General features: G+C 32.6%; 23 protein-coding genes. 15 read left to right on the top strand and 8 right to left on the bottom strand.

What is annotated here, in order from left to right:
• Positions 1-73: 73 nt before the first annotated feature.
• Positions 74-1003: a manganese-dependent inorganic pyrophosphatase gene (locus IDG64_RS05550; protein WP_001140871.1), complete on the bottom strand. Its 930-nt coding sequence runs from the start codon at positions 1001-1003 to the stop codon at positions 74-76.
• A gap of 52 nt (positions 1004-1055) precedes the next feature.
• Complete coding sequence (locus tag IDG64_RS05545) at positions 1056-1616, bottom strand: cysteine hydrolase family protein (protein WP_000149686.1); 561 nt, start codon at positions 1614-1616, stop codon at positions 1056-1058.
• 371 nt (positions 1617-1987) lie between these two features.
• Here IDG64_RS05545 and IDG64_RS05540 point away from each other — a divergent pair, with 371 nt between their 5' ends.
• Together IDG64_RS05540 and IDG64_RS05535 are read left to right on the top strand one after the other, a co-directional pair.
• Positions 1988-3085 (top strand): glycosyl hydrolase family 28-related protein, encoded by a 1098-nt coding sequence (locus tag IDG64_RS05540; protein ID WP_000275727.1) that lies wholly within the window; start codon positions 1988-1990, stop codon positions 3083-3085.
• Positions 3086-3289: 204 nt separating this feature from the next.
• On the top strand, positions 3290-4852 hold the full coding sequence (locus IDG64_RS05535) for an SLC13 family permease (protein ID WP_000323161.1): 1563 nt from the start codon (positions 3290-3292) through the stop codon (positions 4850-4852).
• Between the two features lie 10 nt (positions 4853-4862).
• On the opposite strand, the gene IDG64_RS05530 is transcribed toward IDG64_RS05535, so the two are convergent.
• The 3 genes from IDG64_RS05530 to IDG64_RS05520 form a co-directional block, all read right to left on the bottom strand.
• Positions 4863-4970 (bottom strand): hypothetical protein, encoded by a 108-nt coding sequence (locus IDG64_RS05530; protein ID WP_001802312.1) that lies wholly within the window; start codon positions 4968-4970, stop codon positions 4863-4865.
• A 71-nt stretch (positions 4971-5041) separates the two neighbouring features.
• Positions 5042-5836: a prephenate dehydratase gene (locus tag IDG64_RS05525; protein WP_001177828.1), complete on the bottom strand. Its 795-nt coding sequence runs from the start codon at positions 5834-5836 to the stop codon at positions 5042-5044.
• 19 nt (positions 5837-5855) lie between these two features.
• The gene (locus tag IDG64_RS05520; RefSeq protein ID WP_000897635.1) at positions 5856-6932 is read right to left on the bottom strand and encodes a nitric oxide synthase oxygenase; all 1077 of its coding nucleotides are present in this window, start codon (positions 6930-6932) and stop codon (positions 5856-5858) included.
• A 183-nt stretch (positions 6933-7115) separates the two neighbouring features.
• Between IDG64_RS05520 and IDG64_RS05515 the strand changes: the two genes are divergently transcribed.
• The 4 genes from IDG64_RS05515 to IDG64_RS05500 all read left to right on the top strand — a co-directional run bounded on the left by IDG64_RS05515 (position 7116) and on the right by IDG64_RS05500 (position 10426).
• Positions 7116-8585, top strand: coding sequence for a nicotinate phosphoribosyltransferase (locus IDG64_RS05515; protein ID WP_000284433.1), 1470 nt, complete (start codon positions 7116-7118; stop codon positions 8583-8585).
• Complete coding sequence (nadE, locus tag IDG64_RS05510) at positions 8578-9399, top strand: ammonia-dependent NAD(+) synthetase (RefSeq protein ID WP_000040866.1); 822 nt, start codon at positions 8578-8580, stop codon at positions 9397-9399. The genes IDG64_RS05515 and nadE overlap by 8 nt, the downstream gene beginning before the upstream one ends.
• A 270-nt stretch (positions 9400-9669) precedes the next feature.
• Positions 9670-10272: a DUF2179 domain-containing protein gene (locus IDG64_RS05505; protein ID WP_000011542.1), complete on the top strand. Its 603-nt coding sequence runs from the start codon at positions 9670-9672 to the stop codon at positions 10270-10272.
• A complete protein-coding gene (locus IDG64_RS05500; protein ID WP_000669861.1) occupies positions 10253-10426 on the top strand; it encodes an NETI motif-containing protein in 174 nt (57 codons plus the stop codon). The genes IDG64_RS05505 and IDG64_RS05500 overlap by 20 nt, the downstream gene beginning before the upstream one ends.
• Before the next feature lie 291 nt (positions 10427-10717).
• Here IDG64_RS05500 and IDG64_RS05495 read toward each other — a convergent pair whose 3' ends face one another.
• Both IDG64_RS05495 and scpA read right to left on the bottom strand, forming a co-directional pair.
• Positions 10718-11044: a staphostatin A gene (locus tag IDG64_RS05495; RefSeq protein ID WP_000434933.1), complete on the bottom strand. Its 327-nt coding sequence runs from the start codon at positions 11042-11044 to the stop codon at positions 10718-10720.
• 30 nt (positions 11045-11074) lie between these two features.
• Positions 11075-12241, bottom strand: a complete 1167-nt coding sequence (scpA, locus tag IDG64_RS05490; protein WP_000827767.1) for a cysteine protease staphopain A — start codon at positions 12239-12241, stop codon at positions 11075-11077.
• 859 nt (positions 12242-13100) lie between these two features.
• Between scpA and purB the strand changes: the two genes are divergently transcribed.
• The 6 genes from purB to IDG64_RS05460 all read left to right on the top strand — a co-directional run bounded on the left by purB (position 13101) and on the right by IDG64_RS05460 (position 21079).
• Complete coding sequence (gene purB, locus IDG64_RS05485) at positions 13101-14396, top strand: adenylosuccinate lyase (RefSeq protein WP_000572878.1); 1296 nt, start codon at positions 13101-13103, stop codon at positions 14394-14396.
• Between the two features lie 108 nt (positions 14397-14504).
• On the top strand, positions 14505-14807 hold the full coding sequence (locus tag IDG64_RS05480) for a YerC/YecD family TrpR-related protein (RefSeq protein ID WP_001165363.1): 303 nt from the start codon (positions 14505-14507) through the stop codon (positions 14805-14807).
• A 171-nt stretch (positions 14808-14978) separates the two neighbouring features.
• On the top strand, positions 14979-15671 hold the full coding sequence (gene pcrB, locus IDG64_RS05475; protein WP_000272064.1) for a heptaprenylglyceryl phosphate synthase: 693 nt from the start codon (positions 14979-14981) through the stop codon (positions 15669-15671).
• The gene (pcrA, locus tag IDG64_RS05470; RefSeq protein WP_000992931.1) at positions 15668-17860 is read left to right on the top strand and encodes a DNA helicase PcrA; all 2193 of its coding nucleotides are present in this window, start codon (positions 15668-15670) and stop codon (positions 17858-17860) included. The genes pcrB and pcrA overlap by 4 nt, the downstream gene beginning before the upstream one ends.
• A 3-nt stretch (positions 17861-17863) precedes the next feature.
• Positions 17864-19867, top strand: coding sequence for an NAD-dependent DNA ligase LigA (gene ligA / locus IDG64_RS05465; protein ID WP_000774565.1), 2004 nt, complete (start codon positions 17864-17866; stop codon positions 19865-19867).
• Positions 19868-19879: 12 nt separating this feature from the next.
• Positions 19880-21079 carry a CamS family sex pheromone protein gene (locus IDG64_RS05460; RefSeq protein WP_000831698.1) on the top strand — a complete coding sequence of 400 codons (1200 nt, stop codon included), beginning with the start codon at positions 19880-19882 and terminating at the stop codon, positions 21077-21079.
• An 88-nt stretch (positions 21080-21167) separates the two neighbouring features.
• Here IDG64_RS05460 and putP read toward each other — a convergent pair whose 3' ends face one another.
• On the bottom strand, positions 21168-22706 hold the full coding sequence (putP, locus tag IDG64_RS05455) for a sodium/proline symporter PutP (RefSeq protein WP_000957020.1): 1539 nt from the start codon (positions 22704-22706) through the stop codon (positions 21168-21170).
• 366 nt (positions 22707-23072) lie between these two features.
• Here putP and gatC point away from each other — a divergent pair, with 366 nt between their 5' ends.
• Genes gatC through gatB form a run of 3 tightly spaced genes read left to right on the top strand, consistent with a single transcriptional unit; the run spans position 23073 to position 26274 of the window.
• A complete protein-coding gene (gatC, locus tag IDG64_RS05450) occupies positions 23073-23375 on the top strand; it encodes an Asp-tRNA(Asn)/Glu-tRNA(Gln) amidotransferase subunit GatC (protein ID WP_000170162.1) in 303 nt (100 codons plus the stop codon).
• A gap of 1 nt (position 23376) precedes the next feature.
• On the top strand, positions 23377-24834 hold the full coding sequence (gene gatA, locus IDG64_RS05445) for an Asp-tRNA(Asn)/Glu-tRNA(Gln) amidotransferase subunit GatA (protein ID WP_000027918.1): 1458 nt from the start codon (positions 23377-23379) through the stop codon (positions 24832-24834).
• A 12-nt stretch (positions 24835-24846) separates the two neighbouring features.
• Positions 24847-26274: an Asp-tRNA(Asn)/Glu-tRNA(Gln) amidotransferase subunit GatB gene (gene gatB / locus IDG64_RS05440; RefSeq protein WP_000545370.1), complete on the top strand. Its 1428-nt coding sequence runs from the start codon at positions 24847-24849 to the stop codon at positions 26272-26274.
• The last annotated feature ends 1 nt before the right edge of the window (position 26275 follow it).

Below are 26275 nucleotides of genomic sequence, written 5' to 3'. Positions count from 1 at the left end.
AAGTGAAATAAATTCTACTTTAATGAACTGTTAGTTAAATACAACATGTCTATAAATAGACAGTAATATAGTATTATTTTGTTAATGCTTCAGTGATTTGAGGTACGATTTGTTTTTTTCGAGAAACAACACCAGATAAGAAGGCCATGTCATCTTCTAATTGAACATTGAATGCTTCGCCAACTTTATCTTTTTCAGCACCTACAACTAAAATTTTAGAATCACTATTAATGATGTCAGTAACAACAAGTACAAATAAGTCATATTTTTCTTGTGCACTTACAGCTAACATTTCTTTTTCTAAATCTTCTTTACGATTTAACACTTCGTCAAGGTCAACAGCATTAACTTGTGCAATACGAGTCACATAGTCACCCATAGTAAATGATTTAGCATCCATGTTTAATAAGAATTCAACTGATTTATCAGTTGTTGAAGCACCTGCTTTTAACATATCTAAGCCGTACTTTTGAATATCAACTTTAGCAATATCTTTTAATTCTTCAGCTGCTTTAACATCTTGTTGTGTACATGTTGGTGATTTGAAAAGTAAGCTATCTGAGATAATTGCTGATAACATTAAACCGGCAATTTCAGGTTTAATTTCAAAGCCACGTTCTCTAAACATTTTGTATAAAATTGTAGCTGTACAACCAACTGGTTCAGCACGATAACATAAAGGACCAGCAGTTTCGAAATTTGCAATTCTGTGATGATCAATTACATGCTTAATCGTAGCAGAGGCAATCGTATCAGAACTTTGTTGGAATTCGTTATGATCAACTAAGATAACATCTTGACCATCTAAATCATCTGTTAATAATTCCGGAGCAGGTACATTAAATGTATCTAACGCGAATTGAGTTTCTGCACTCACATCACCTAAACGGTATGCTTTGGCTCCTGAATTACCTCGAAGTTGTTCAAATTCTGCCATAATAATCGCAGATGAAATTGCATCAGTGTCTGGATTCTTATGTCCGAAAATATATGTTTTAGCCATTGTCAAATATCTCCCTTGTAAATTGTATTCTTTATAATTATTTTAGCACGATTTAAACGTGTTGTTCTACCTCTGCACCTAATGAGTTTTTGAAATGTGCAAGTGCCCATTCATGCCCTTTTTGATTAAATGAAGCCACTCCCTCAGCAGGTACTGAAATTTTATAACCTAAGTTGTATGCAGAAATTGCTGTATGTAACACGCAAATATCGGTACATACACCAACGATTTCGACTTGATTAATACTTCTTTCTCTCAATAAACTATCAAGCGGGGTACCAAAGAACGAATCATAGCGCGTTTTATCAATGAAATGTACATTAGGTTGCGCTTTAATTGTTTCGTATAATTTACCTACTTTACCGTATAATTCTCTACCACTTGTATCTACGATATTGTGTGGTGGGAATAATTTACTTTCAGGATGATGAATGTCATGTAAATAATGTAAATCCATTAAAAAGAATATATGGTCTTGATAATAATTAAAGTCATTGATACGAGAAACAATAAAATCTTCAATATTTTGTCCAGGTTTACCGCATGTTAGTAAGCCGTCATCTGCGATAAAGTCATATGAATAGTCAACAACTAATAGTGCGCGATGTGTCATTCAACATCTCTCCTATATAATAATAAAATAAACTCCCATCTATTCATAAATGCTAGAGTAATTTTTAACCCTAATGGTTAATATATAAATATAGATTAAGTATATAGATTAATCAACTTTTTTGGAAGAGCAAATCACGCAATCAACAAATAATATAAGAAGTTTTTGCGATAGTTTTAAAATAGCTGTAATAGAATACTAAATGTGACAAACTTAGAACTAATATCAAGTGTTGATGTTTTGAATATAAAAATGCTAATAGATGGCATCACGAGATTTATGACTATCTGCTAAATCAACCTAACACGATTATAATTTGAATAATTGGTTAATATATGAGTAATTAGAAAATAGACAAAGGATGACGATTTATGTATATCAATATGAAAGATTATGGGTTAACAGGCATAAACAAAACTAAAGATACTCGAGCAATACAACGTGCGTTAAATCGTGGAAGATGTAAACCAACGACAGTTTATATACCGAAAGGGACGTATGATATTTGCAAACCATTAACGATATATGGCAATACAACACTTTTGTTAGATAATGAAACTATTTTACGCCGATGTCATTCTGGTCCTTTATTAAAAAATGGTCATCGCTTTGGTTTTTATCGTGGTTATAATGGACACAGTCATATTCATATTAAAGGCGGCAAGTTTGATATGAATGGTGTATCGTATCCTTATAACAATACAGCTATGTGCATTGGGCATGCTGAAGATATTCAATTAATAGGTGTGACCATTAAGAATGTAGTGAGTGGTCATGCAATTGATGCTTGTGGGATTAACGGACTCTATATTAAAAGCTGTTCATTTGAAGGATTCATAGACTATAGTGGCGAACGCTTTTATTCTGAAGCAATACAATTAGACATTCAAGTACCTGGTGCTTTTCCAAAATTCGGAACGACAGATGGTACGATAACGAAAAATGTCGTTATCGAAGATTGTTATTTTGGACCTTCAGAATTGCCCGAAATGGGAAGTTGGAATCGTGCTATTGGCTCACATGCAAGTAGACATAATCGTTACTATGAGAATATTCATATTAGAAATAATATATTTGAAGATATACAAGGTTATGCATTAACTCCCTTGAAGTATAAAGATGCTTTCATTATTAATAATAAGTTTATTAACTGTGAGGGTGGTATTAGATATTTAGGAGTTAGAGATGGTAAAAATGCAGCAGATGTGATGACAGGAAAAGACTTAGGTTCCCAAGCAGGCATAAATATGAATATAATTGGAAATGAATTTAAAGGATCAATGTCTAAAGATGCGATACATGTACGTAATTATAATAATGTTAAACATAAAGATGTATTAATCGTTGGGAATACATTCAATAATTCGACTCAATCAATTCATTTAGAAGATATTGATACAGTGTTTTTAAGTCCTGTTGAAGCGGGTATTCAAGTTACTACAATCAATATAGATGAAATAAAAAAGTAAAAAGTTTCGCATGACATTAGGATTAAGAATAGTAGATAATTTTTGAAAGCGCATTCATAAAACGGTATAAATATGCTATAATAAACCCAATTATCTGATAAAAGGGGTATTTTGACGGTAATGATAATACAAGATAGACAACTTTCTATACTCTAATATAGTGAGTTGAAGTAGCTTGTCATAATCATCATGAGGGGGAAATTTATGGCTTATTTCAATCAACATCAATCAATGATATCGAAAAGGTATTTAACATTCTTTTCAAAATCAAAGAAAAAGAAACCGTTTAGTGCGGGACAACTTATTGGACTAATATTAGGTCCATTACTTTTCCTATTAACATTATTGTTCTTTCATCCACAAGACTTACCTTGGAAAGGCGTATATGTCTTAGCGATTACTTTATGGATTGCGACTTGGTGGATTACTGAAGCAATTCCTATTGCAGCAACGAGCTTATTACCAATTGTGTTATTACCATTAGGTCACATACTTACACCAGAACAAGTATCATCCGAATATGGCAATGATATTATCTTTTTGTTTTTAGGTGGATTTATTTTGGCAATTGCAATGGAAAGATGGAATTTACATACGAGAGTAGCTTTGACTATTATTAATTTAATTGGTGCAAGCACTTCAAAAATATTACTTGGATTCATGGTGGCAACAGGATTCTTATCTATGTTTGTATCGAACACTGCAGCTGTAATGATTATGATTCCGATTGGTTTAGCAATTATTAAGGAAGCACATGATTTACAAGAAGCCAATACGAATCAAACAAGTATTCAAAAGTTTGAAAAATCTCTAGTTTTAGCAATTGGCTATGCAGGTACGATTGGTGGCTTGGGTACATTAATCGGAACCCCGCCATTAATTATTTTAAAAGGACAATACATGCAACATTTTGGACATGAAATTAGTTTTGCTAAATGGATGATTGTAGGGATTCCAACGGTCATTGTTTTGTTAGGTATTACTTGGCTCTATTTAAGATATGTTGCGTTTAGACATGATTTGAAATATTTACCTGGTGGTCAGACGTTAATTAAACAAAAGTTAGACGAGCTTGGCAAAATGAAGTATGAAGAAAAGGTAGTACAAACTATCTTTGTACTTGCCAGCTTATTATGGATTACAAGAGAGTTTCTTCTGAAAAAATGGGAAGTTACGTCATCTGTTGCAGATGGTACGATTGCTATTTTTATATCAATATTATTATTTATTATTCCAGCTAAAAATACTGAAAAACATCGCCGTATCATTGACTGGGAAGTTGCAAAAGAGCTCCCTTGGGGTGTATTAATTTTATTTGGTGGCGGTTTAGCATTAGCGAAAGGTATTTCTGAAAGTGGTTTAGCAAAATGGTTAGGCGAACAGTTGAAATCATTAAATGGTGTTAGTCCGATTCTTATTGTAATTGTCATAACAATCTTTGTCTTATTTTTAACTGAAGTGACATCTAATACTGCAACTGCAACGATGATTTTACCGATTTTAGCAACGTTGTCTGTTGCTGTTGGAGTGCATCCATTACTACTTATGGCACCTGCAGCTATGGCGGCTAACTGTGCATACATGTTACCAGTAGGGACACCACCGAATGCAATTATCTTTGGTTCAGGTAAAATATCTATCAAACAAATGGCATCAGTAGGATTCTGGGTAAACTTAATCAGTGCAATAATTATTATTTTAGTCGTGTATTATGTAATGCCTATAGTTTTAGGTATTGATATAAATCAACCACTGCCATTGAAATAGTAATTGCAGATTAGAACGAAAAATAAAAGGTTACATTAGCAATTGCTTGAACGAGTGGTAATGAAACGTATACCGCAGCATCGTGTAAAAACAATACAAACAAAAGAAAGTCAACCAAGGATGGATTCCTATTTTAATCCTTGGTTGACTCTTTATTTTATTTAAATTGTAGAACCTAGAAAATAAAGTTTAATTAAAAGCACCAATCATTTCTACTTTGAAATCTAAGGTTTCTAAAATAGCAATGACTTTCTTTATATCGGTTGTAATTGCAGAATCAGCCTGAACGAAAAATCGATACATACCTAATTGTGTTTTTAAAGGACGAGACTCAATCCAGGATAAATTAATATTAAACAAAGCAAATGTATTAAGCACACTTGCTAACAGCCCAGGTTTATCATGCATTGGTGTAATTAAAAACATCAATGATGTCGCATTTTGATCAAATTGCTGCTGATTTTTTATAACTAAAAAACGTGTCACGTTATGTGGATAGTCTTCAATATGTGTATCAATAGGTGTAAAACCATAAGCTTCGCCACTACCTAAAGGTGCAATTGCTGCAACGCCATTTTCAATTTTAGTCAAACTTTGAATTGTACTGTCGACATAATCATAGTCAAATTGATGTTGATGTATGTAATTTGTTGTTTGACTGATTGCTGGTGCAATAGAATACACTTTTTTAATATCAGAAATGGAATCTGTTCCATTACCATATAATGCAAAGTTAATATCTAAACGTATTTCACCGTGTGCAAAGACATCTTGCTGTGCAAGTGCATCTGCCACAATGTTGATTGTTCCTTCTATAGAATTTTCAATAGGGACAACACCAATCGATGTGTCATCATCTGCAACTGCCTTGATGACTTCAAATAAATTTGACTTTGGTTGAAAAGTTGCTTCATTTTCAGAAAAATACTGACGACAAGCCAAATATGAAAATGTACCTTTAGGGCCTAAATAATATAATTGCATATGCTACACCTCTACTAACTTAATGATGGAAAGGGCACTGGTTAGCATTTGATTCTTTCTTTTTATAGAAAAAGTTTGGATCTTTTACTGTATTGTCATATCCGTGATGATAATTTGACGTCAATGTTGGAGATAATGGCGGTGCTAGCCAAGACCATTTTCCGGTAACTTGACGACCTTGTTGTGCTTCGTTACGTTCGAATAGTTCGAATTGCTTTGCAGCGGTCAAATGATCGACAATTGATACGCCTTCTTTTTTAAAGGAATGATACACAGCATAGTTCAATTCAACAAGTGCTCGATCTTTATTAAATGAATTATTTTTAAGTGTATCAAATTCAAACGCATCTGCAACTTTTTCTAGTAAATTGTAACGGTAATCATCAATAAAGTTACGTACGCCAATTTCAGTTACCATATACCAACCGTTAAAGGGTGCAGTTGGATACACAATGCCACCGATTTTTAAGTCCATGTTGGAAATGATAGGGACTGCATACCATTTTAAGTTCAATTTTCTTAATTTTGGATAATGATTATGTTCAATAGGTACTTCTTTAATTAATGAAGTAGGATATTCGTAAAATTTAACTGACTCATTAGGTAATTGGTAAATCAGTGGTAACACGTCAAAATTAGTACCTTTTCCTTTCCAACCTAAGTGATTTGCTAAGCGTGTAACTTCTTTTTCAGCAGGATCACCACAATTGTCATAGCCAGCATAGCGAATTAATTGATTGTTGAAAATTTTAGGTCCATCCTTTGGAGCATATATAGTAATATACGGCTTTAATTTACCTTCATTTGTAGCCTGTGTAATATGATAAGTAATTGATGATAAGAACGATGCTTCGTCAGTAACATCTCTTGCATCAATGACATTTAACGAATCCCAAAATAAACGACCAATGCAACGATTTGAATTACGCCAAGCCATTTTAGCACCATAAATAAGTTCTTCTTCTGTATGTGTATATGTCCCAGTTTCTTTTATTTCTAGTTCAATGTCATGTAAACGTTTATTGATAATTTGCGTTTCATAATGACACTCTTTATACATGTTTTCTATGAAAGCTTGAGCCTCTTTAAATAACATTAACAACACCTCGCTTTATATTATAGTCTACATTATTAAAATACTCTTAAAAATTATGTATATGTCATTAAATTGTTGGTTGATTTTAATTAAAAGTATGGAAATTAAGGGGCTCTTATGTATATAAAAAAATGAATTATGATAAAATGTAAGAAAATATTTAGGTCGATTGGAGAGATACAAGTGTACCAATTAGAAGACGACAGTTTAATGTTACATAATGACTTATATCAAATAAATATGGCTGAAAGTTATTGGAATGATAATATTCATGAAAAAATGGCTGTATTTGATTTGTATTTTAGAAAAATGCCATTTAATAGTGGCTATGCTGTTTTTAATGGTTTAAAACGCGTCATTGATTTTATAGAACATTTTGGATTTTCAGAATCTGATTTGGAATATTTAAAGTCTATTGGCTACAAGGATGATTTCTTATCATATTTAAAAGATTTAAAATTCACAGGAAGCATCCGTTCGATGCAAGAAGGCGAGTTATGCTTTGGTAACGAACCATTGTTACGCGTAGAAGCACCATTGATTCAAGCGCAATTAATAGAAACAATTTTATTAAACATTGTAAATTTCCATACACTAATTACAACAAAGGCAAGTAGAATTCGTCAAATTGCATCAAATGATAAATTAATGGAGTTTGGTACACGTCGTGCGCAAGAAATTGATGCAGCATTGTGGGGCGCTAGAGCTGCTTACATCGGGGGCTTTGATTCTACAAGTAATGTTAGGGCGGGGAAATTATTTGGTATACCTGTGTCTGGTACACATGCACATGCATTTGTCCAAACTTATGGAGACGAATATGTTGCCTTCAAAAAATATGCTGAAAGACATAAAAATTGTGTGTTCCTAGTAGATACATTCCATACTTTAAAATCTGGCGTGCCAAATGCAATAAAAGTTGCAAAAGAATTAGGTGACAAAATTAACTTTGTAGGTATTCGATTAGATTCTGGAGATATCGCTTATTTATCTAAAGAGGCAAGACGTATGCTTGATGAAGCAGGATTTACTGAAACTAAAATTATCGCGTCTAATGATTTGGATGAAGAAACGATTACGAGTTTGAAAGCACAAGGTGCAAAAGTAGATTCTTGGGGCGTTGGTACAAAGCTGATTACAGGATACGATCAACCAGCATTAGGTGCAGTATATAAACTTGTAGCTATTGAAAATGAAGATGGTTCATATAGTGATCGTATTAAATTATCAAATAACGCTGAAAAGGTTACGACGCCAGGTAAGAAAAATGTATATCGCATTATAAACAAGAAAACAGGTAAAGCAGAAGGCGATTATATTACTTTGGAAAATGAAAATCCATACGATGAACAACCTTTAAAATTATTCCATCCAGTGCATACTTATAAAATGAAATTTATAAAATCTTTCGAAGCCATTGATTTGCATCATAATATTTATGAAAATGGTAAATTAGTATATCAAATGCCAACAGAAGATGAATCACGTGAATATTTAGCACAAGGATTACAATCTATTTGGGATGAAAATAAGCGTTTCCTGAATCCACAAGAATATCCAGTCGATTTAAGCAAGGCATGTTGGGATAATAAACATAAACGTATTTTTGAAGTTGCGGAACACGTTAAGGAGATGGAAGAAGATAATGAGTAAATTACAAGACGTTATTGTACAAGAAATGAAAGTGAAAAAGCGTATCGATAGTGCTGAAGAAATTATGGAATTAAAGCAATTCATAAAAAATTATGTACAATCACATTCATTTATAAAATCTTTAGTGTTAGGTATTTCAGGAGGACAGGATTCTACATTAGTTGGAAAATTAGTACAAATGTCTGTTAACGAATTACGTGAAGAAGGCATTGATTGTACGTTTATTGCAGTTAAATTACCTTATGGAGTTCAAAAAGATGCTGATGAAGTTGACCAAGCTTTGCGATTCATTGAACCAGATGAAATAGTAACAGTCAATATTAAGCCTGCAGTTGATCAAAGTGTGCAATCATTAAAAGAAGCCGGTATTGTTCTTACAGATTTCCAAAAAGGAAATGAAAAAGCGCGTGAACGTATGAAAGTACAATTTTCAATTGCTTCAAACCGACAAGGTATTGTAGTAGGAACAGATCATTCAGCTGAAAATATAACTGGTTTTTATACGAAGTACGGTGATGGTGCTGCAGATATCGCACCTATATTTGGTTTGAATAAACGACAAGGTCGTCAATTATTAGCGTATCTTGGTGCGCCAAAGGAATTATATGAAAAAACGCCAACTGCTGATTTAGAAGATGATAAACCACAGCTTCCAGATGAAGATGCATTAGGTGTAACTTATGAGGCGATTGATAATTATTTAGAAGGTAAGCCAGTTACGCCAGAAGAACAAAAAGTAATTGAAAATCATTATATACGAAATGCACACAAACGTGAACTTGCATATACAAGATACACGTGGCCAAAATCCTAATTTAATTTTTTCTTCTAACGTGTGACTTAAATTAAATATGAGTTAGAATTAATAACATTAAACCACATTCAGCTAGACTACTTCAGTGTATAAATTGAAAGTGTATGAACTAAAGTAAGTATGTTCATTTGAGAATAAATTTTTATTTATGACAAATTCGCTATTTATTTATGAGAGTTTTCGTACTATATTATATTAATATGCATTCATTAAGGTTAGTTTGAAGCAGTTTGGTATTTAAAGTGTAATTGAAAGAGAGTGGGGCGCCTTATGTCATTCGTAACAGAAAATCCATGGTTAATGGTACTAACTATATTTATCATTAACGTTTGTTATGTAACGTTTTTAACGATGCGAACAATTTTAACGTTGAAAGGTTATCGTTATATTGCTGCATCAGTTAGTTTTTTAGAAGTATTAGTTTATATCGTTGGTTTAGGTTTGGTTATGTCTAATTTAGACCATATTCAAAATATTATTGCCTACGCATTTGGTTTTTCAATAGGTATCATTGTTGGTATGAAAATAGAAGAAAAACTGGCATTAGGTTATACAGTTGTAAATGTAACTTCAGCAGAATATGAGTTAGATTTACCGAATGAACTTCGAAATTTAGGATATGGCGTTACGCACTATGCTGCGTTTGGTAGAGATGGTAGTCGTATGGTGATGCAAATTTTAACACCAAGAAAATATGAACGTAAATTGATGGATACGATAAAAAATTTAGATCCGAAAGCATTTATCATTGCGTATGAACCTCGAAACATACATGGTGGATTCTGGACTAAAGGCATTCGTCGTAGAAAGCTTAAAGATTATGAACCAGAAGAACTGGAAAGTGTAGTAGAACATGAAATTCAAAGTAAATGAGAATGAAACAATTGCTGATTGTTTGTCACGAATGAAAATGCAAGGGTATATGCCGGTAAAACGTATTGAAAAACCCGTGTTTCAAGAGCAAAAAGATGGCACGGTTGAAGTATCACATCAAGAAATCATTTTTGTAGGTAAGAAAATCCAATAACATAATCCAATTTAAATAAAGACTATTTGAAGAGGAAAGGCTATTCAAAGTTTGAGTAATTTTACTTTGAATAGCCTATTTGTTTATACATGCAAGATGCTCGATCCATATTGTATGAGAAATCCCCAGCAAGCTATATAAAGCATATGCTGGGGGTTCTTAATATTTTAAAAATTATTGTTAGATTATATATATCGTCGCTTTTTCTAAAACAATCTCATCGCATGAAATTTTTTCTTCCTAGAGACCTTTAATAAGATTAATAGTTTACTTAATCATATCTAGATAGTCTTATGACTTATGCTTAATGAAAGTCATTCTAGGAGAAGTTCCCAAAGCTTCTGTGTTCATAATTGTTAGTAGTATTTTATTATCATTTGGTATAAATATTTCAATAACAATTGAGCTATTATTTTTATTATATAATGTGAGTTGTTTGTGTTCTGTATTTATATATTTGCAAATGTAATCAGAATCGTCTGAGGTACTGAGAATAAATTTTAAAGGACTATCATTTAAATCTTGAGGATGCCATTCTCCCTCAATAATATTAAGATAATACTTAGCCTCTGAATTACATTTGAATTTATCAATACTAAATAATTCAATTTGTTCCATAATATTATTTACCTTTCTAAAATACAAATTTTAATAACCATAAATAGATGAATACCATCGATAATGGTCGCCATTGGATACTGGAATAACATTGTTTTTAGCATCTTGAGTCATAAAACCATTATCCCATGGATTCCATATAATTATAACCTCTTGTCCATTATCTAATTTAGCGTTCCCAACAACTGCCATGGCATGCCCTGCGTGCATACCATTTCTTGATTCTACTCTACTACCTAAAACAGCAATTCCTTTATTATTTTTAGTAAGATTGTCAACTTCATTATATGTAGTCATTCTATTAAGAAGTTGTGGACTTCTTCCCTGAGTTTGTCCAAAATAAATCATCTCTCTTGGCGTTAAACCAGTAAATTGGAATCGTTGTCCTTGTAAGTTTGGGTGTAAAAATCTCATCACAGCTTCTGCATGATATTTGTTAGTATTATAAGTCGCATTTAGTAATGCAGACATCGTATAGCCTGCACACCAACCATTGTTACCTTGAGTTTCTCTTATCTTGAAATTCTCAAGTTTATTTATATATTGCTCGTTGTAAGTATAATTATTACTTTTAAATTGACTAGTTGGCATAGTGACAGAAGCTTTTTGCTTTAGTTGCGTTACATTATTGCCAGTAGGTATACTCTCAGTCTTTTTTAACTTTTTATCTTCTAGACGTGGTGTTTTTAGTACTAGTTTAGCTTTATGATTTTGAGTAACCACATAGTAACCTTTTGAGTTTGTCAAAATAGTAATTTGTTGATCTTTATATTGATTTAAGACTTTAGATAAAAATGGAGAAACATTGATTGTGTATTTAGAAGATGAACTAGAATACTTAGTGATTTTTGGTGAAATTGTAACTATATAATCGATATTACCTTCAGTGTTCAAAACTGGAAAATAATAATTACCATCACTCTTTTTGTTGAATTTATAAATTTTAAAAGGTTCACCAAGTGTATACGAGGCTTTCTCTTTATTATAGATTTTATCAAGTGAAGTAACATAAGAAAGATAGTCTTTTTGCGCTAAATTACGTACGTCAGTAGGAACACTCTTGTCCTCGACATTAACTTGCACATGCTTCTTATCTTTTGCTTTGATATTTGAATTGCTCTCAGCGTTTGCAATAGGGGTAACACTTAAAGAAAACATTAAACTTAAAGCTATTAATTTTGGAAAGTTTCTTTTCATATAAAAACTCCTTTATTTTATTATAAAATAATTATATTAAATTTAGTTAAGAGTTTCAATATAAAATTTTAATCTATGTTTAAAAAATAATTAATTTTTACACATTATCAGTTTATGTAATAATTTAGTAGCTTATTTACTAAATTGCAAACATCTCATTCAATAATTAATATGATCGAAAGTTTCATGAAAATATATTAGTCGATTTTGAAAGAAGCGTAGTCAATTTATGTCTTTCTATAAAAATTTACTATTAAAAAAATCTCTGCGTATTTTTCTATAATCAGTTTCGTATTTATACGATTCTGGAGTTCAATATTAATGTCTTATATTTAAAATGCCACACCTATGCAATAGAATATATATTCTTTTTGTGAGTAGAAAATTTGTTATATTAGAAGCGAATAATTTTAAAACATATTATGAAATGTAAGAAGAAATATTATGAAACTAGGAAAAGTAGATTGTTGAAAATTCCATACAATAGGAGAAGTAAAGTGAATAAATTCTGGTATTACTAAAGCTATTGATTGTCCTAATTGTAATAAAAAGTTGGATAGTGTAGTTGAGGGGAGAAAAACTAAAATGCAAAAATATATTCTTAATGGATCATTATAAATACCAATTAGATTAAAGTATTGCGAACATTTACAATTAGAAATCAGTATTAATCTGCCATAGATAATTGTATTAATGTAAAAAATAAAATAGAATGAGAATATACGGAAATTTTTTATACATTTATAACCAATTCTGTTAAACTGTGAAGAGTAGAGTTAAAAACGAACTTTTTATTTATTTTTATTAAAAATGTTCTGTTTTTGAAAATTCGAGTATACATACGATAGGAGTTAAAAAAATGATTGAACGCTATTCTAGAGAAGAAATGTCTAATATTTGGACTGATCAAAATCGCTATGAAGCATGGTTAGAAGTGGAAATTTTAGCATGTGAAGCATGGAGTGAATTAGGACATATACCGAAAGCTGACGTACAAAAAATTCGTCAAAACGCAAAGGTAAATGTCGAACGTGCACAAGAAATTGAACAAGAAACGCGCCATGATGTTGTAGCCTTTACTAGACAAGTTTCTGAAACGCTAGGTGAAGAACGTAAGTGGGTACATTATGGTTTAACTTCTACTGATGTTGTAGATACAGCTTTAAGTTTCGTTATTAAACAAGCAAATGACATTATTGAAAAAGATTTAGAAAGATTTATCGACGTTTTAGCTGAAAAAGCAAAAAATTATAAATATACATTGATGATGGGACGTACACATGGAGTGCATGCAGAACCAACTACATTTGGTGTCAAAATGGCATTGTGGTACACGGAAATGCAACGTAACTTACAACGTTTCAAACAAGTAAGAGAAGAAATTGAAGTAGGGAAAATGAGTGGTGCAGTAGGTACTTTTGCTAACATTCCTCCTGAAATAGAAAGTTATGTGTGTAAACATTTAGGTATTGGCACAGCGCCTGTATCAACGCAAACATTGCAACGCGATCGACATGCATACTATATTGCGACATTAGCATTAATCGCGACGTCACTAGAAAAATTTGCCGTTGAAATTCGTAACCTTCAAAAAACCGAAACAAGAGAAGTTGAAGAAGCATTTGCAAAAGGCCAAAAAGGTTCATCTGCAATGCCTCATAAACGAAATCCAATTGGTTCTGAAAATATCACAGGTATTTCAAGAGTCATTCGTGGTTATATTACTACAGCTTATGAGAATGTGCCATTATGGCATGAAAGAGATATTTCTCATTCTTCTGCTGAGCGTATTATGTTACCAGATGTTACAATAGCACTAGATTATGCATTGAATCGTTTCACAAATATTGTGGACCGTTTAACTGTATTTGAAGATAATATGCGTAATAACATAGATAAAACATTTGGTCTGATTTTCTCACAACGTGTCTTATTAGCATTAATTAATAAAGGTATGGTTCGTGAAGAAGCATACGACAAAGTACAACCAAAAGCGATGATATCTTGGGAAACGAAAACACCTTTCCGTGAATTAATCGAACAAGATGAGTCTATTACAAGTGTTTTAACAAAAGAAGAATTGGATGAATGTTTCGATCCTAAACATCATTTGAATCAAGTTGACACTATTTTCGAACGCGCTGGATTAGCATAAAATTAAATAAAGTAACGATTCAGATTTAATAAAATATAAATCGCTACACTTTAATAGATTAATGCGTTAAAATGACATAAAGAATAAAATTATAGGGGTTGTTTCGATATGCAAATTGAAAAATTACGAGGTGCAGCGTTAGATGAATTGTTTGATGCAATACTAACGTTAGAAAATAGAGAAGAATGTTACCAATTTTTCGATGATTTGTGTACTGTAAATGAAATTCAATCACTGTCTCAAAGATTACAAGTTGCTAAAATGATTAAGCAAGGTTATACCTATGCAACGATTGAACAAGAATCTGGAGCATCGACTGCAACGATTTCTAGAGTGAAGCGTTCATTACAATGGGGTAATGATGCTTATACAATGATTTTAGATCGTATGAATATTGAAACAAATGAATAATAAATGAACGATAAACAATGGTTATCTATCTGCACTAATAAGGTAGATAATCATTGTTTTTTCACGAAAAAATTTACAGAGTAAAAGAACTTAAATTTCATATTAAGTCTTTAGAACTCGACACTTAAAAATGCTATAATCATATGTATGTTAAAAAAGGAGTTTCGGAAAATGTATGACATTAAAAAATGGCGCCATATTTTTAAATTAGACCCAGCTAAACATATTTCAGATGATGATTTAGATGCGATTTGTATGTCTCAAACAGATGCAATTATGATTGGTGGAACTGATGACGTTACTGAAGATAATGTCATTCATTTAATGAGCAGAGTAAGAAGATACCCATTGCCTTTAGTACTTGAAATATCAAACATCGAAAGTGTAATGCCTGGTTTTGATTTTTATTTTGTACCTACAGTACTGAACAGTACAGATGTTGCATTTCACAATGGTACATTATTAGAAGCGCTTAAAACATATGGACATAGTATAGATTTTGAAGAAGTAATATTTGAAGGGTATGTCGTGTGCAATGCTGATAGCAAAGTGGCAAAACATACCAAAGCAAATACAGATTTAACAACAGAAGATTTAGAAGCATATGCCCAAATGGTCAATCATATGTATCGATTACCGGTTATGTATATAGAGTATAGTGGCATTTATGGCGACGTATCAAAGGTTCAAGCTGTCTCAGAACATCTAACAGAAACGCAACTTTTTTATGGTGGCGGTATTTCCTCAGAACAACAAGCGACAGAGATGGCAGCTATTGCAGATACAATTATCGTCGGTGATATTATTTATAAAGATATTAAAAAAGCTTTAAAAACAGTAAAAATAAAGGAGTCTAGTAAATGAATGCGTTATTAAATCATATGAATACAGAGCAAAGTGAAGCTGTAAAGACAACAGAAGGACCATTGTTAATTATGGCAGGTGCTGGTTCAGGGAAGACACGTGTTTTAACACATAGAATTGCTTATTTATTAGACGAAAAAGATGTCTCACCATACAATGTTTTGGCTATTACTTTTACAAATAAAGCTGCAAGAGAAATGAAAGAACGTGTTCAAAAATTAGTAGGTGATCAAGCAGAAGTTATTTGGATGTCAACATTCCACTCAATGTGTGTTCGTATTTTACGTCGTGATGCAGATCGAATTGGTATAGAACGCAATTTTACGATAATTGATCCTACAGACCAAAAATCTGTTATTAAAGACGTCTTAAAAAATGAAAATATTGATAGTAAAAAGTTTGAACCTCGTATGTTTATCGGTGCGATCAGTAATTTGAAAAATGAACTTAAAACACCTGCAGATGCTCAAAAAGAAGCCACAGATTATCACTCGCAAATGGTAGCAACGGTTTATAGTGGATATCAACGCCAATTGTCGCGTAATGAAGCGTTAGATTTTGATGACCTTATTATGACAACGATTAACTTATTTGAGCGTGTACCAGAAGTTCTAGAATATTATCAGAACAAATTCCAATATATTCATGTAGATGAGTATCAAGATACTAATAAAGCACAATATACATTAGTTAAATTATTAGCAAGTAAGTTTAAAAACTTATGTGTTGTAGGTGACTCAGATCAGTCAATTTATGGTTGGCGTGGTGCTGATATTCAAAATATCTTATCATTTGAAAATGACTACCCAGAAGCGAATACAATCTTTTTAGAGCAAAATTATCGTTCGACGAAAACGATTTTAAATGCGGCTAACGAAGTGATTAAAAATAATTCTGAACGTAAGCCAAAAGGACTGTGGACTGCAAATACGAATGGTGAGAAAATTCATTACTATGAAGCAATGACAGAACGTGATGAAGCGGAATTTGTAATACGAGAAATTATGAAGCATCAACGTAATGGTAAGAAATATCAAGATATGGCAATTTTATATAGAACAAATGCACAATCACGTGTACTTGAGGAAACATTCATGAAATCTAATATGCCATACACAATGGTTGGTGGCCAAAAGTTCTATGACCGTAAAGAAATCAAAGATTTATTAAGTTATTTGCGTATAATTGCCAATAGTAATGATGACATTAGTTTGCAACGTATTATTAATGTTCCAAAAAGAGGTGTAGGTCCTTCATCTGTTGAAAAAGTTCAAAACTATGCACTTCAAAACAATATCAGTATGTTTGATGCACTTGGAGAAGCTGATTTTATCGGATTGTCAAAAAAGGTGACACAAGAGTGTCTTAATTTTTACGAGTTAATCCAAAGCTTGATAAAAGAACAAGAATTTTTAGAAATTCATGAAATAGTTGATGAAGTATTACAAAAGTCTGGCTACCGAGAAATGCTTGAACGTGAAAATACATTAGAATCTCGAAGTAGATTAGAAAACATCGATGAATTTATGTCAGTACCAAAAGACTATGAGGAAAATACCCCATTAGAAGAACAGTCATTAATTAACTTTTTAACGGATTTATCGTTAGTAGCTGATATTGATGAGGCAGATACTGAAAATGGCGTAACACTAATGACGATGCACTCGGCTAAGGGTCTTGAATTTCCAATCGTCTTTATAATGGGGATGGAAGAATCTTTATTCCCACATATTAGAGCGATTAAGAGTGAAGATGATCATGAAATGCAAGAAGAACGTCGTATTTGTTATGTAGCAATCACAAGGGCTGAAGAGGTGTTATATATCACTCATGCGACATCAAGAATGTTATTTGGTCGCCCTCAGTCAAATATGCCATCTAGATTTTTAAAGGAAATTCCAGAATCACTATTAGAAAATCATTCAAGTGGCAAACGACAAACGATACAACCTAAGGCAAAACCTTTTGCTAAACGTGGATTTAGTCAACGAACAACGTCAACGAAAAAACAAGTATCGTCATCTGATTGGAATGTAGGTGACAAAGTGATGCATAAAGCTTGGGGAGAAGGTATGGTGAGTAATGTAAACGAGAAAAATGGCTCAATCGAACTAGATATTATCTTTAAATCACAAGGGCCAAAACGTTTGTTAGCGCAATTTGCACCAATTGAAAAAAAGGAGGATTAAGGGATGGCTGATTTATCGTCTCGTGTGAACGAGTTACATGATTTATTAAATCAATACAGTTATGAATACTATGTAGAGGATAATCCATCTGTACCAGATAGTGAATATGACAAATTACTTCATGAACTGATTAAAATAGAAGAGGAGCATCCTGAGTATAAGACTGTAGATTCTCCAACAGTTAGAGTTGGCGGTGAAGCCCAAGCCTCTTTCAATAAAGTCAACCATGACACGCCAATGTTAAGTTTAGGGAATGCATTTAATGAGGATGATTTGAGAAAATTCGACCAACGCATACGTGAACAAATTGGCAACGTTGAATATATGTGCGAATTAAAAATTGATGGCTTAGCAGTATCATTGAAATATGTTGATGGATACTTCGTTCAAGGTTTAACACGTGGTGATGGAACAACAGGTGAAGATATTACCGAAAATTTAAAAACAATTCATGCGATACCTTTGAAAATGAAAGAACCATTAAATGTAGAAGTTCGTGGTGAAGCATATATGCCGAGACGTTCATTTTTACGATTAAATGAAGAAAAAGAAAAAAATGATGAGCAGTTATTTGCAAATCCAAGAAACGCTGCTGCGGGATCATTAAGACAGTTAGATTCTAAATTAACGGCAAAACGAAAGCTAAGCGTATTTATATATAGTGTCAATGATTTCACTGATTTCAATGCGCGTTCGCAAAGTGAAGCATTAGATGAGTTAGATAAATTAGGTTTTACAACGAATAAAAATAGAGCGCGTGTAAATAATATCGATGGTGTTTTAGAGTATATTGAAAAATGGACAAGCCAAAGAGAGTCATTACCTTATGATATTGATGGGATTGTTATTAAGGTTAATGATTTAGATCAACAGGATGAGATGGGATTCACACAAAAATCTCCTAGATGGGCCATTGCTTATAAATTTCCAGCTGAGGAAGTAGTAACTAAATTATTAGATATTGAATTAAGTATTGGACGAACAGGTGTAGTCACACCTACTGCTATTTTAGAACCAGTAAAAGTAGCTGGTACAACTGTATCAAGAGCATCTTTGCACAATGAGGATTTAATTCATGACAGAGATATTCGAATTGGTGATAGTGTTGTAGTGAAAAAAGCAGGTGACATCATACCTGAAGTTGTACGTAGTATTCCAGAACGTAGACCTGAGGACGCTGTCACATATCATATGCCAACCCATTGTCCAAGTTGTGGACATGAATTAGTACGTATTGAAGGCGAAGTAGCACTTCGTTGCATTAATCCAAAATGCCAAGCACAACTTGTTGAAGGATTGATTCACTTTGTATCAAGACAAGCCATGAATATTGATGGTTTAGGCACTAAAATTATTCAACAGCTTTATCAAAGCGAATTAATTAAAGATGTTGCTGATATTTTCTATTTAACAGAAGAAGATTTATTACCTTTAGACAGAATGGGGCAGAAAAAAGTTGATAATTTATTAGCTGCCATTCAACAAGCTAAGGACAACTCTTTAGAAAATTTATTATTTGGTCTAGGTATTAGGCATTTAGGTGTTAAAGCGAGCCAAGTGTTAGCAGAAAAATATGAAACGATAGATCGATTACTAACGGTAACTGAAGCGGAATTAGTAGAAATTCATGATATAGGTGATAAAGTAGCACAATCTGTAGTTACTTATTTAGAAAATGAAGATATTCGTGCTTTAATTCAAAAATTAAAAGATAAACATGTTAATATGATTTATAAAGGTATCAAAACATCAGATATTGAAGGACATCCTGAATTTAGTGGTAAAACGATAGTACTGACTGGTAAGCTACATCAAATGACACGCAATGAAGCATCTAAATGGCTTGCATCACAAGGTGCTAAAGTTACAAGTAGCGTTACTAAAAATACAGATGTCGTTATTGCTGGTGAAGATGCAGGTTCAAAATTAACAAAAGCACAAAGTTTAGGTATTGAAATTTGGACAGAGCAACAATTTGTAGATAAGCAAAATGAATTAAATAGTTAGAGGGGTATGTCGATGAAGCGTACATTAGTATTATTGATTACAGCTATCTTTATACTCGCTGCTTGTGGTAACCATAAGGATGACCAGGCTGGAAAAGATAATCAAAAACATAACAATAGTTCAAATCAAGTAAAAGAAATTGCAACGGATAAAAATGTACAAGGTGATAACTATCGTACATTGTTACCATTTAAAGAAAGCCAGGCAAGAGGACTTTTACAAGATAACATGGCAAATAGTTATAATGGCGGCGACTTTGAAGATGGTTTATTGAACTTAAGTAAAGAAGTATTTCCAACAGATAAATATTTGTATCAAGATGGTCAATTTTTGGACAAGAAAACAATTAATGCCTATTTAAATCCTAAGTATACAAAACGTGAAATCGATAAAATGTCTGAAAAAGATAAAAAAGACAAGAAAGCGAATGAAAATTTAGGACTTAATCCATCACACGAAGGTGAAACAGATCCTGAAAAGATTGCAGAAAAATCACCAGCCTATTTATCTAACATTTTAGAGCAAGATTTTTATGGTGGTGGAGATACAAAAGGTAAGAATATTAAAGGTATGACGATTGGTTTAGCTATGAATAGTGTTTATTACTATAAAAAAGAAAAAGATGGATCGACTTTTAGTAAAAAACTAGATGATAGCGAAGTTAAAAAGCAAGGTAAACAAATGGCTAGTGAGATATTATCAAGGTTACGTGAAAATGATGATTTAAAAGATATACCAATTCATTTTGCAATTTATAAGCAATCAAGTGAAGATTCAATCACACCAGGTGAATTTATCACTCAAGCGACTGCAGAAAAGAGTCAAACAAAGCTTAATGAATGGCATAATATCAATGAAAAATCAGCTTTATTACCTTCTTCAACAGCAGCAGATTATGATGAAAATTTAAATAATAATTTCAAGCAATTTAATGATAATTTGCAATCATATTTTTCTAATTTCACACAAGCAGTAGGGAAAGTTAAATTTGTTGATAAAAAGCCACAACGATTAGTAGTAGATTTACCAATCGATTACTATGGACAAGCTGAAACAATTGGTATTACACAGTACGTTACTGAACAAGCGAATAAATATTTCGATAAAATCGATAACTATGAAATTCGTATTAAAGATGGTAACCAACCACGTGCTTTAATTAGTAAGACAAAAGATGACAAAGAACCGCAAGTTCATATTTACAGTAATTAATTGTAAATTAAAGATAATAAAAAGGTACCAATGTTAGTCATAATTTTGATTAACATTAGTACCTTTTTAATTTGTTAAGACTTATGAATTATTTTTCTCTAACGATGTCACGAACTTTGTTTAAGTCAGTTTCAACAAATGCACCAGGTTTTTTAGTAAGTTTACTTACAACATATGTAACGATTACACTTACAATAAATCCAGGAATAATTTCATATAAGCCGAATATTTCGTTGATATGTGCCAATGGTTTAATCCACGCAATCCAAACGATAACGACTAAGGCACCTGAAACCATTCCACTTACAGCACCGGCACGTGTCAAACCTTTCCAGTAAAGTGCAAATAGCACAAGTGGACTGAACGATGCACCAAATCCGGCCCAAGCGTTACCTACTAAGTTTAGAATTGTGTCGTTTGGATTCCATGCAATCGCGATGGCAACAATTGCTACAACTAATACAGATAATCTTCCAATCATAACAAATTCTTTTTGGTGCGTTTTAGCTTTTTCTTCACCACGAATTAATTTATAAAAGTCTTCCGTTAGTGAACTAGATGTTACAAGTAATTGTGAAGAAATCGTGCTCATAATTGCAGCTAGAATCGCAGCAAGTAAGAAACCACCTACAAGAGGATGGAAGAGTACTTGACTCATCACGATGAATAATGTCTCAGGATCTTCTAGTTTAATATGATAAGCAGGTACGAATGCAATACCTGTTAAACCAACAGCCACAGCGCCTAATAAACCAACAGCCATCCAGCTAATACCTAAACGTCTAGCTTTAGGTAGCATCTTGTGTGATTTAATAGACATAAATCTTACAATGATATGAGGTTGACCGAAATAACCTAATCCCCATGAAAATAGAGAGATAATTCCTATAAATGATAACCCTTTAAATAAATTTAAATTTGTAGGTTTCATAGCTGCTACATCATGAAACGTTCCCCAGCCGTTTAAATTCATCATAGCAACAATAGGGACCATAACCATCGCAATTAACATAATGACACCTTGGAAGAAATCTGTAATTGATACAGCTAAATATCCACCAAAGAAAGTATAGAAAATGACAATGAAAGCAACTAATATTAAACCGAAATGATAATCTAATCCAAAAGCACTTTCAAATAATTTACCACCAGATACGAAACCAGAATGTGTATATAATGTAAAGAATACTACGATAATCAATCCAGAAATAATCTTTAACACATTATTTTTATCGTTTAAACGATTTTTAAAGAAATCTGGTAATGTAATTGCATCTCCAGCTAATTCGGTATAAACACGAAGTCTAGGAGCAACAACAAAGTAATTTATATAAGCACCTAATGTTAAACCGATTGTAATCCACATAGCTGATAGACCAGTGCTATAGACAGAACCAGGTAGCCCCATAATCATCCATCCACTCATATCTGAAGCTCCAGCTGATAATGCAGTAATATACGGTCCAATACTACGTCCACCTAACATGTACTCGCTTAGGTTACCAGTTGCTTGCTTGTAACCGTAAAAGCCAATAACGATTAGTATCAAGAAGTAGACGGCAATCATAATATAAGTTTGCCAATTGGCATCTACTTGTTGACTTAATGCTGTCCCCATTGTAAGCATGATAAACACTCCCTTTATTTAATTTATAATTTAGTTACTTGAAAACATTATACATAAAGATAAATGTTTAGAAAAGTAGGAAAATTAAATTTATTCTTTTTGAAATACTTGCATACCAATATAGAAAGCGCTTTCGTATTTTTTGGATATGAGCAAATTTTTATAATTAAAATTGCATAATCATAATATTGAATTGGGTTGTCTAATATTAAAAGAGTGTTGTTTTCATAAAAAATGATTTGATAAACGAATGATAATGTTTATACAGTTTATATGAAATTAAAGTAGCACCTCATAAATACTTAGATTTTTAATTGGAAATTTGATACAATTTAGTGATGAATGACTTAAAGGAGGCTTTTATTAATGACAAAAGTAACACGTGAAGAAGTTGAGCATATCGCGAATCTTGCAAGACTTCAAATTTCTCCTGAAGAAACGGAAGAAATGGCCAACACATTAGAAAGCATTTTAGATTTTGCAAAACAAAATGATAGCGCTGATACAGAAGGCGTTGAACCTACATATCACGTTTTAGATTTACAAAACGTTTTACGTGAAGATAAAGCAATTAAAGGTATTCCGCAAGAATTAGCTTTGAAAAATGCCAAAGAAACAGAAGATGGACAATTTAAAGTGCCTACAATCATGAATGAGGAGGACGCGTAAGATGAGCATTCGCTACGAATCGGTTGAGAATTTATTAACTTTAATAAAAGACAAAAAAATCAAACCATCTGATGTTGTTAAAGATATATATGATGCAATTGAAGAGACTGATCCAACAATTAAGTCTTTTCTAGCGCTGGATAAAGAAAATGCAATCAAAAAAGCGCAAGAATTGGATGAATTACAAGCAAAAGATCAAATGGATGGCAAATTATTTGGTATTCCAATGGGTATAAAAGATAACATTATTACAAACGGATTAGAAACAACATGTGCAAGTAAAATGTTAGAAGGTTTTGTGCCAATTTACGAATCTACTGTAATGGAAAAACTACATAAAGAGAATGCCGTTTTAATCGGTAAATTAAATATGGATGAGTTTGCAATGGGTGGTTCAACAGAAACATCTTATTTCAAAAAAACAGTTAACCCATTTGACCATAAAGCAGTACCAGGTGGTTCATCAGGTGGATCTGCAGCAGCAGTTGCAGCTGGCTTAGTACCATTTAGCTTAGGCTCAGACACAGGTGGTTCAATTAGACAACCGGCTGCATATTGTGGCGTTGTCGGTATGAAACCAACATACGGTCGTGTATCTCGATTTGGATTAGTTGCTTTTGCATCTTCATTAGACCAAATTGGTCCATTGACTCGAAATGTAAAAGATAATGCAATCGTATTAGAAGCTATTTCTGGTGCAGATGTTAATGACTCTACAAGTGCACCAGTTGATGATGTAGACTTTACATCTGAAATTGGTAAAGATATTAAAGGATTAAAAGTTGCATTACCTAAAGAATACTTAGGTGAAGGTGTAGCTGATGACGTAAAAAAAGCAGTTCAAAACGCTGTAGAAACTTTAAAATCTTTAGGTGCTGTCGTTGAGGAAGTATCATTGCCAAATACTAAATTTGGTATTCCATCATATTACGTGATTGCATCATCAGAAGCTTCGTCAAACCTTTCTCGTTTTGACGGAATTCGTTATGGTTATCATTCTAAAGAAGCTCATTCATTAGAAGAATTATATAAAATGTCAAGATCTGAAGGTTTCGGTAAAGAAGTAAAACGTCGTATTTTCTTAGGTACATTTGCATTAAGTTCAGGTTACTATGATGCTTACTATAAAAAATCTCAAAAAGTTAGAACATTGATTAAAAATGACTTTGATAAAGTATTCGAAAATTATGATGTAGTAGTTGGTCCAACAGCGCCTACAACTGCGTTTAATTTAGGTGAAGAAATTGATGATCCATTAACAATGTATGCCAATGATTTATTAACAACACCAGTAAACTTAGCTGGATTACCTGGTATTTCTGTTCCTTGTGGACAATCAAATGGCCGACCAATCGGTTTACAGTTCATTGGTAAACCATTCGATGAAAAAACGTTATATCGTGTCGCTTATCAATATGAAACACAATACAATTTACATGACGTTTATGAAAAATTATAAGGAGTGGAAATCATGCATTTTGAAACAGTTATAGGACTTGAAGTTCACGTAGAGTTAAAAACGGACTCAAAAATGTTTTCTCCATCACCAGCGCATTTTGGAGCAGAACCTAACTCAAATACAAATGTTATCGACTTAGCATATCCAGGTGTCTTACCAGTTGTTAATAAGCGTGCAGTAGACTGGGCAATGCGTGCTGCAATGGCACTAAATATGGAAATCGCAACAGAATCTAAGTTTGACCGTAAGAACTATTTCTATCCAGATAATCCAAAAGCATATCAAATTTCTCAATTTGATCAACCAATTGGTGAAAATGGATATATCGATATCGAAGTCGACGGTGAAACAAAACGAATCGGTATTACTCGTCTTCACATGGAAGAAGATGCTGGTAAGTCAACACATAAAGGTGAGTATTCATTAGTTGACTTGAACCGTCAAGGTACACCGCTAATTGAAATCGTATCTGAACCAGATATTCGTTCACCTAAAGAAGCATATGCATATTTAGAAAAATTACGTTCAATTATTCAATACACTGGTGTATCAGACGTTAAGATGGAAGAGGGATCTTTACGTTGTGATGCTAACATCTCTTTGCGTCCATATGGTCAAGAAAAATTTGGTACTAAAGCCGAATTGAAAAACTTAAACTCATTTAACTATGTACGTAAAGGTTTAGAATATGAAGAAAAACGCCAAGAAGAAGAATTGTTAAATGGTGGAGAAATCGGACAAGAAACACGTCGATTTGATGAATCAACAGGTAAAACAATTTTAATGCGTGTTAAAGAAGGTTCTGATGATTACCGTTACTTCCCAGAGCCTGACATTGTACCTTTATATATTGATGATGCTTGGAAAGAGCGTGTTCGTCAGACAATTCCTGAATTACCAGATGAGCGTAAGGCTAAGTATGTAAATGAATTAGGTTTACCTGCATACGATGCACACGTATTAACTTTGACTAAAGAAATGTCAGATTTCTTTGAATCAACAATTGAACACGGTGCAGATGTTAAATTAACATCTAACTGGTTAATGGGTGGCGTAAACGAATATTTAAATAAAAATCAAGTAGAATTATTAGATACTAAATTAACACCAGAAAATTTAGCAGGTATGATTAAACTTATCGAAGACGGAACAATGAGCAGTAAAATTGCGAAGAAAGTCTTCCCAGAGTTAGCAGCTAAAGGTGGTAATGCTAAACAGATTATGGAAGATAATGGCTTAGTTCAAATTTCTGATGAAGCAACACTTCTAAAATTTGTAAATGAAGCATTAGACAATAACGAACAATCAGTTGAAGATTACAAAAATGGTAAAGGCAAAGCTATGGGCTTCTTAGTTGGTCAAATTATGAAAGCGTCTAAAGGTCAAGCTAATCCACAATTAGTAAATCAACTATTAAAACAAGAATTAGATAAAAGATAAT

This window comes from Staphylococcus sp. EG-SA-15, from assembly GCF_017151895.1.
Taxonomy (GTDB): Bacteria; Bacillota; Bacilli; order Staphylococcales; family Staphylococcaceae; genus Staphylococcus; species Staphylococcus aureus.
Note: the sequence above shows the minus strand (reverse complement) of the source record. Positions and strands in the feature narration are given on the sequence as shown.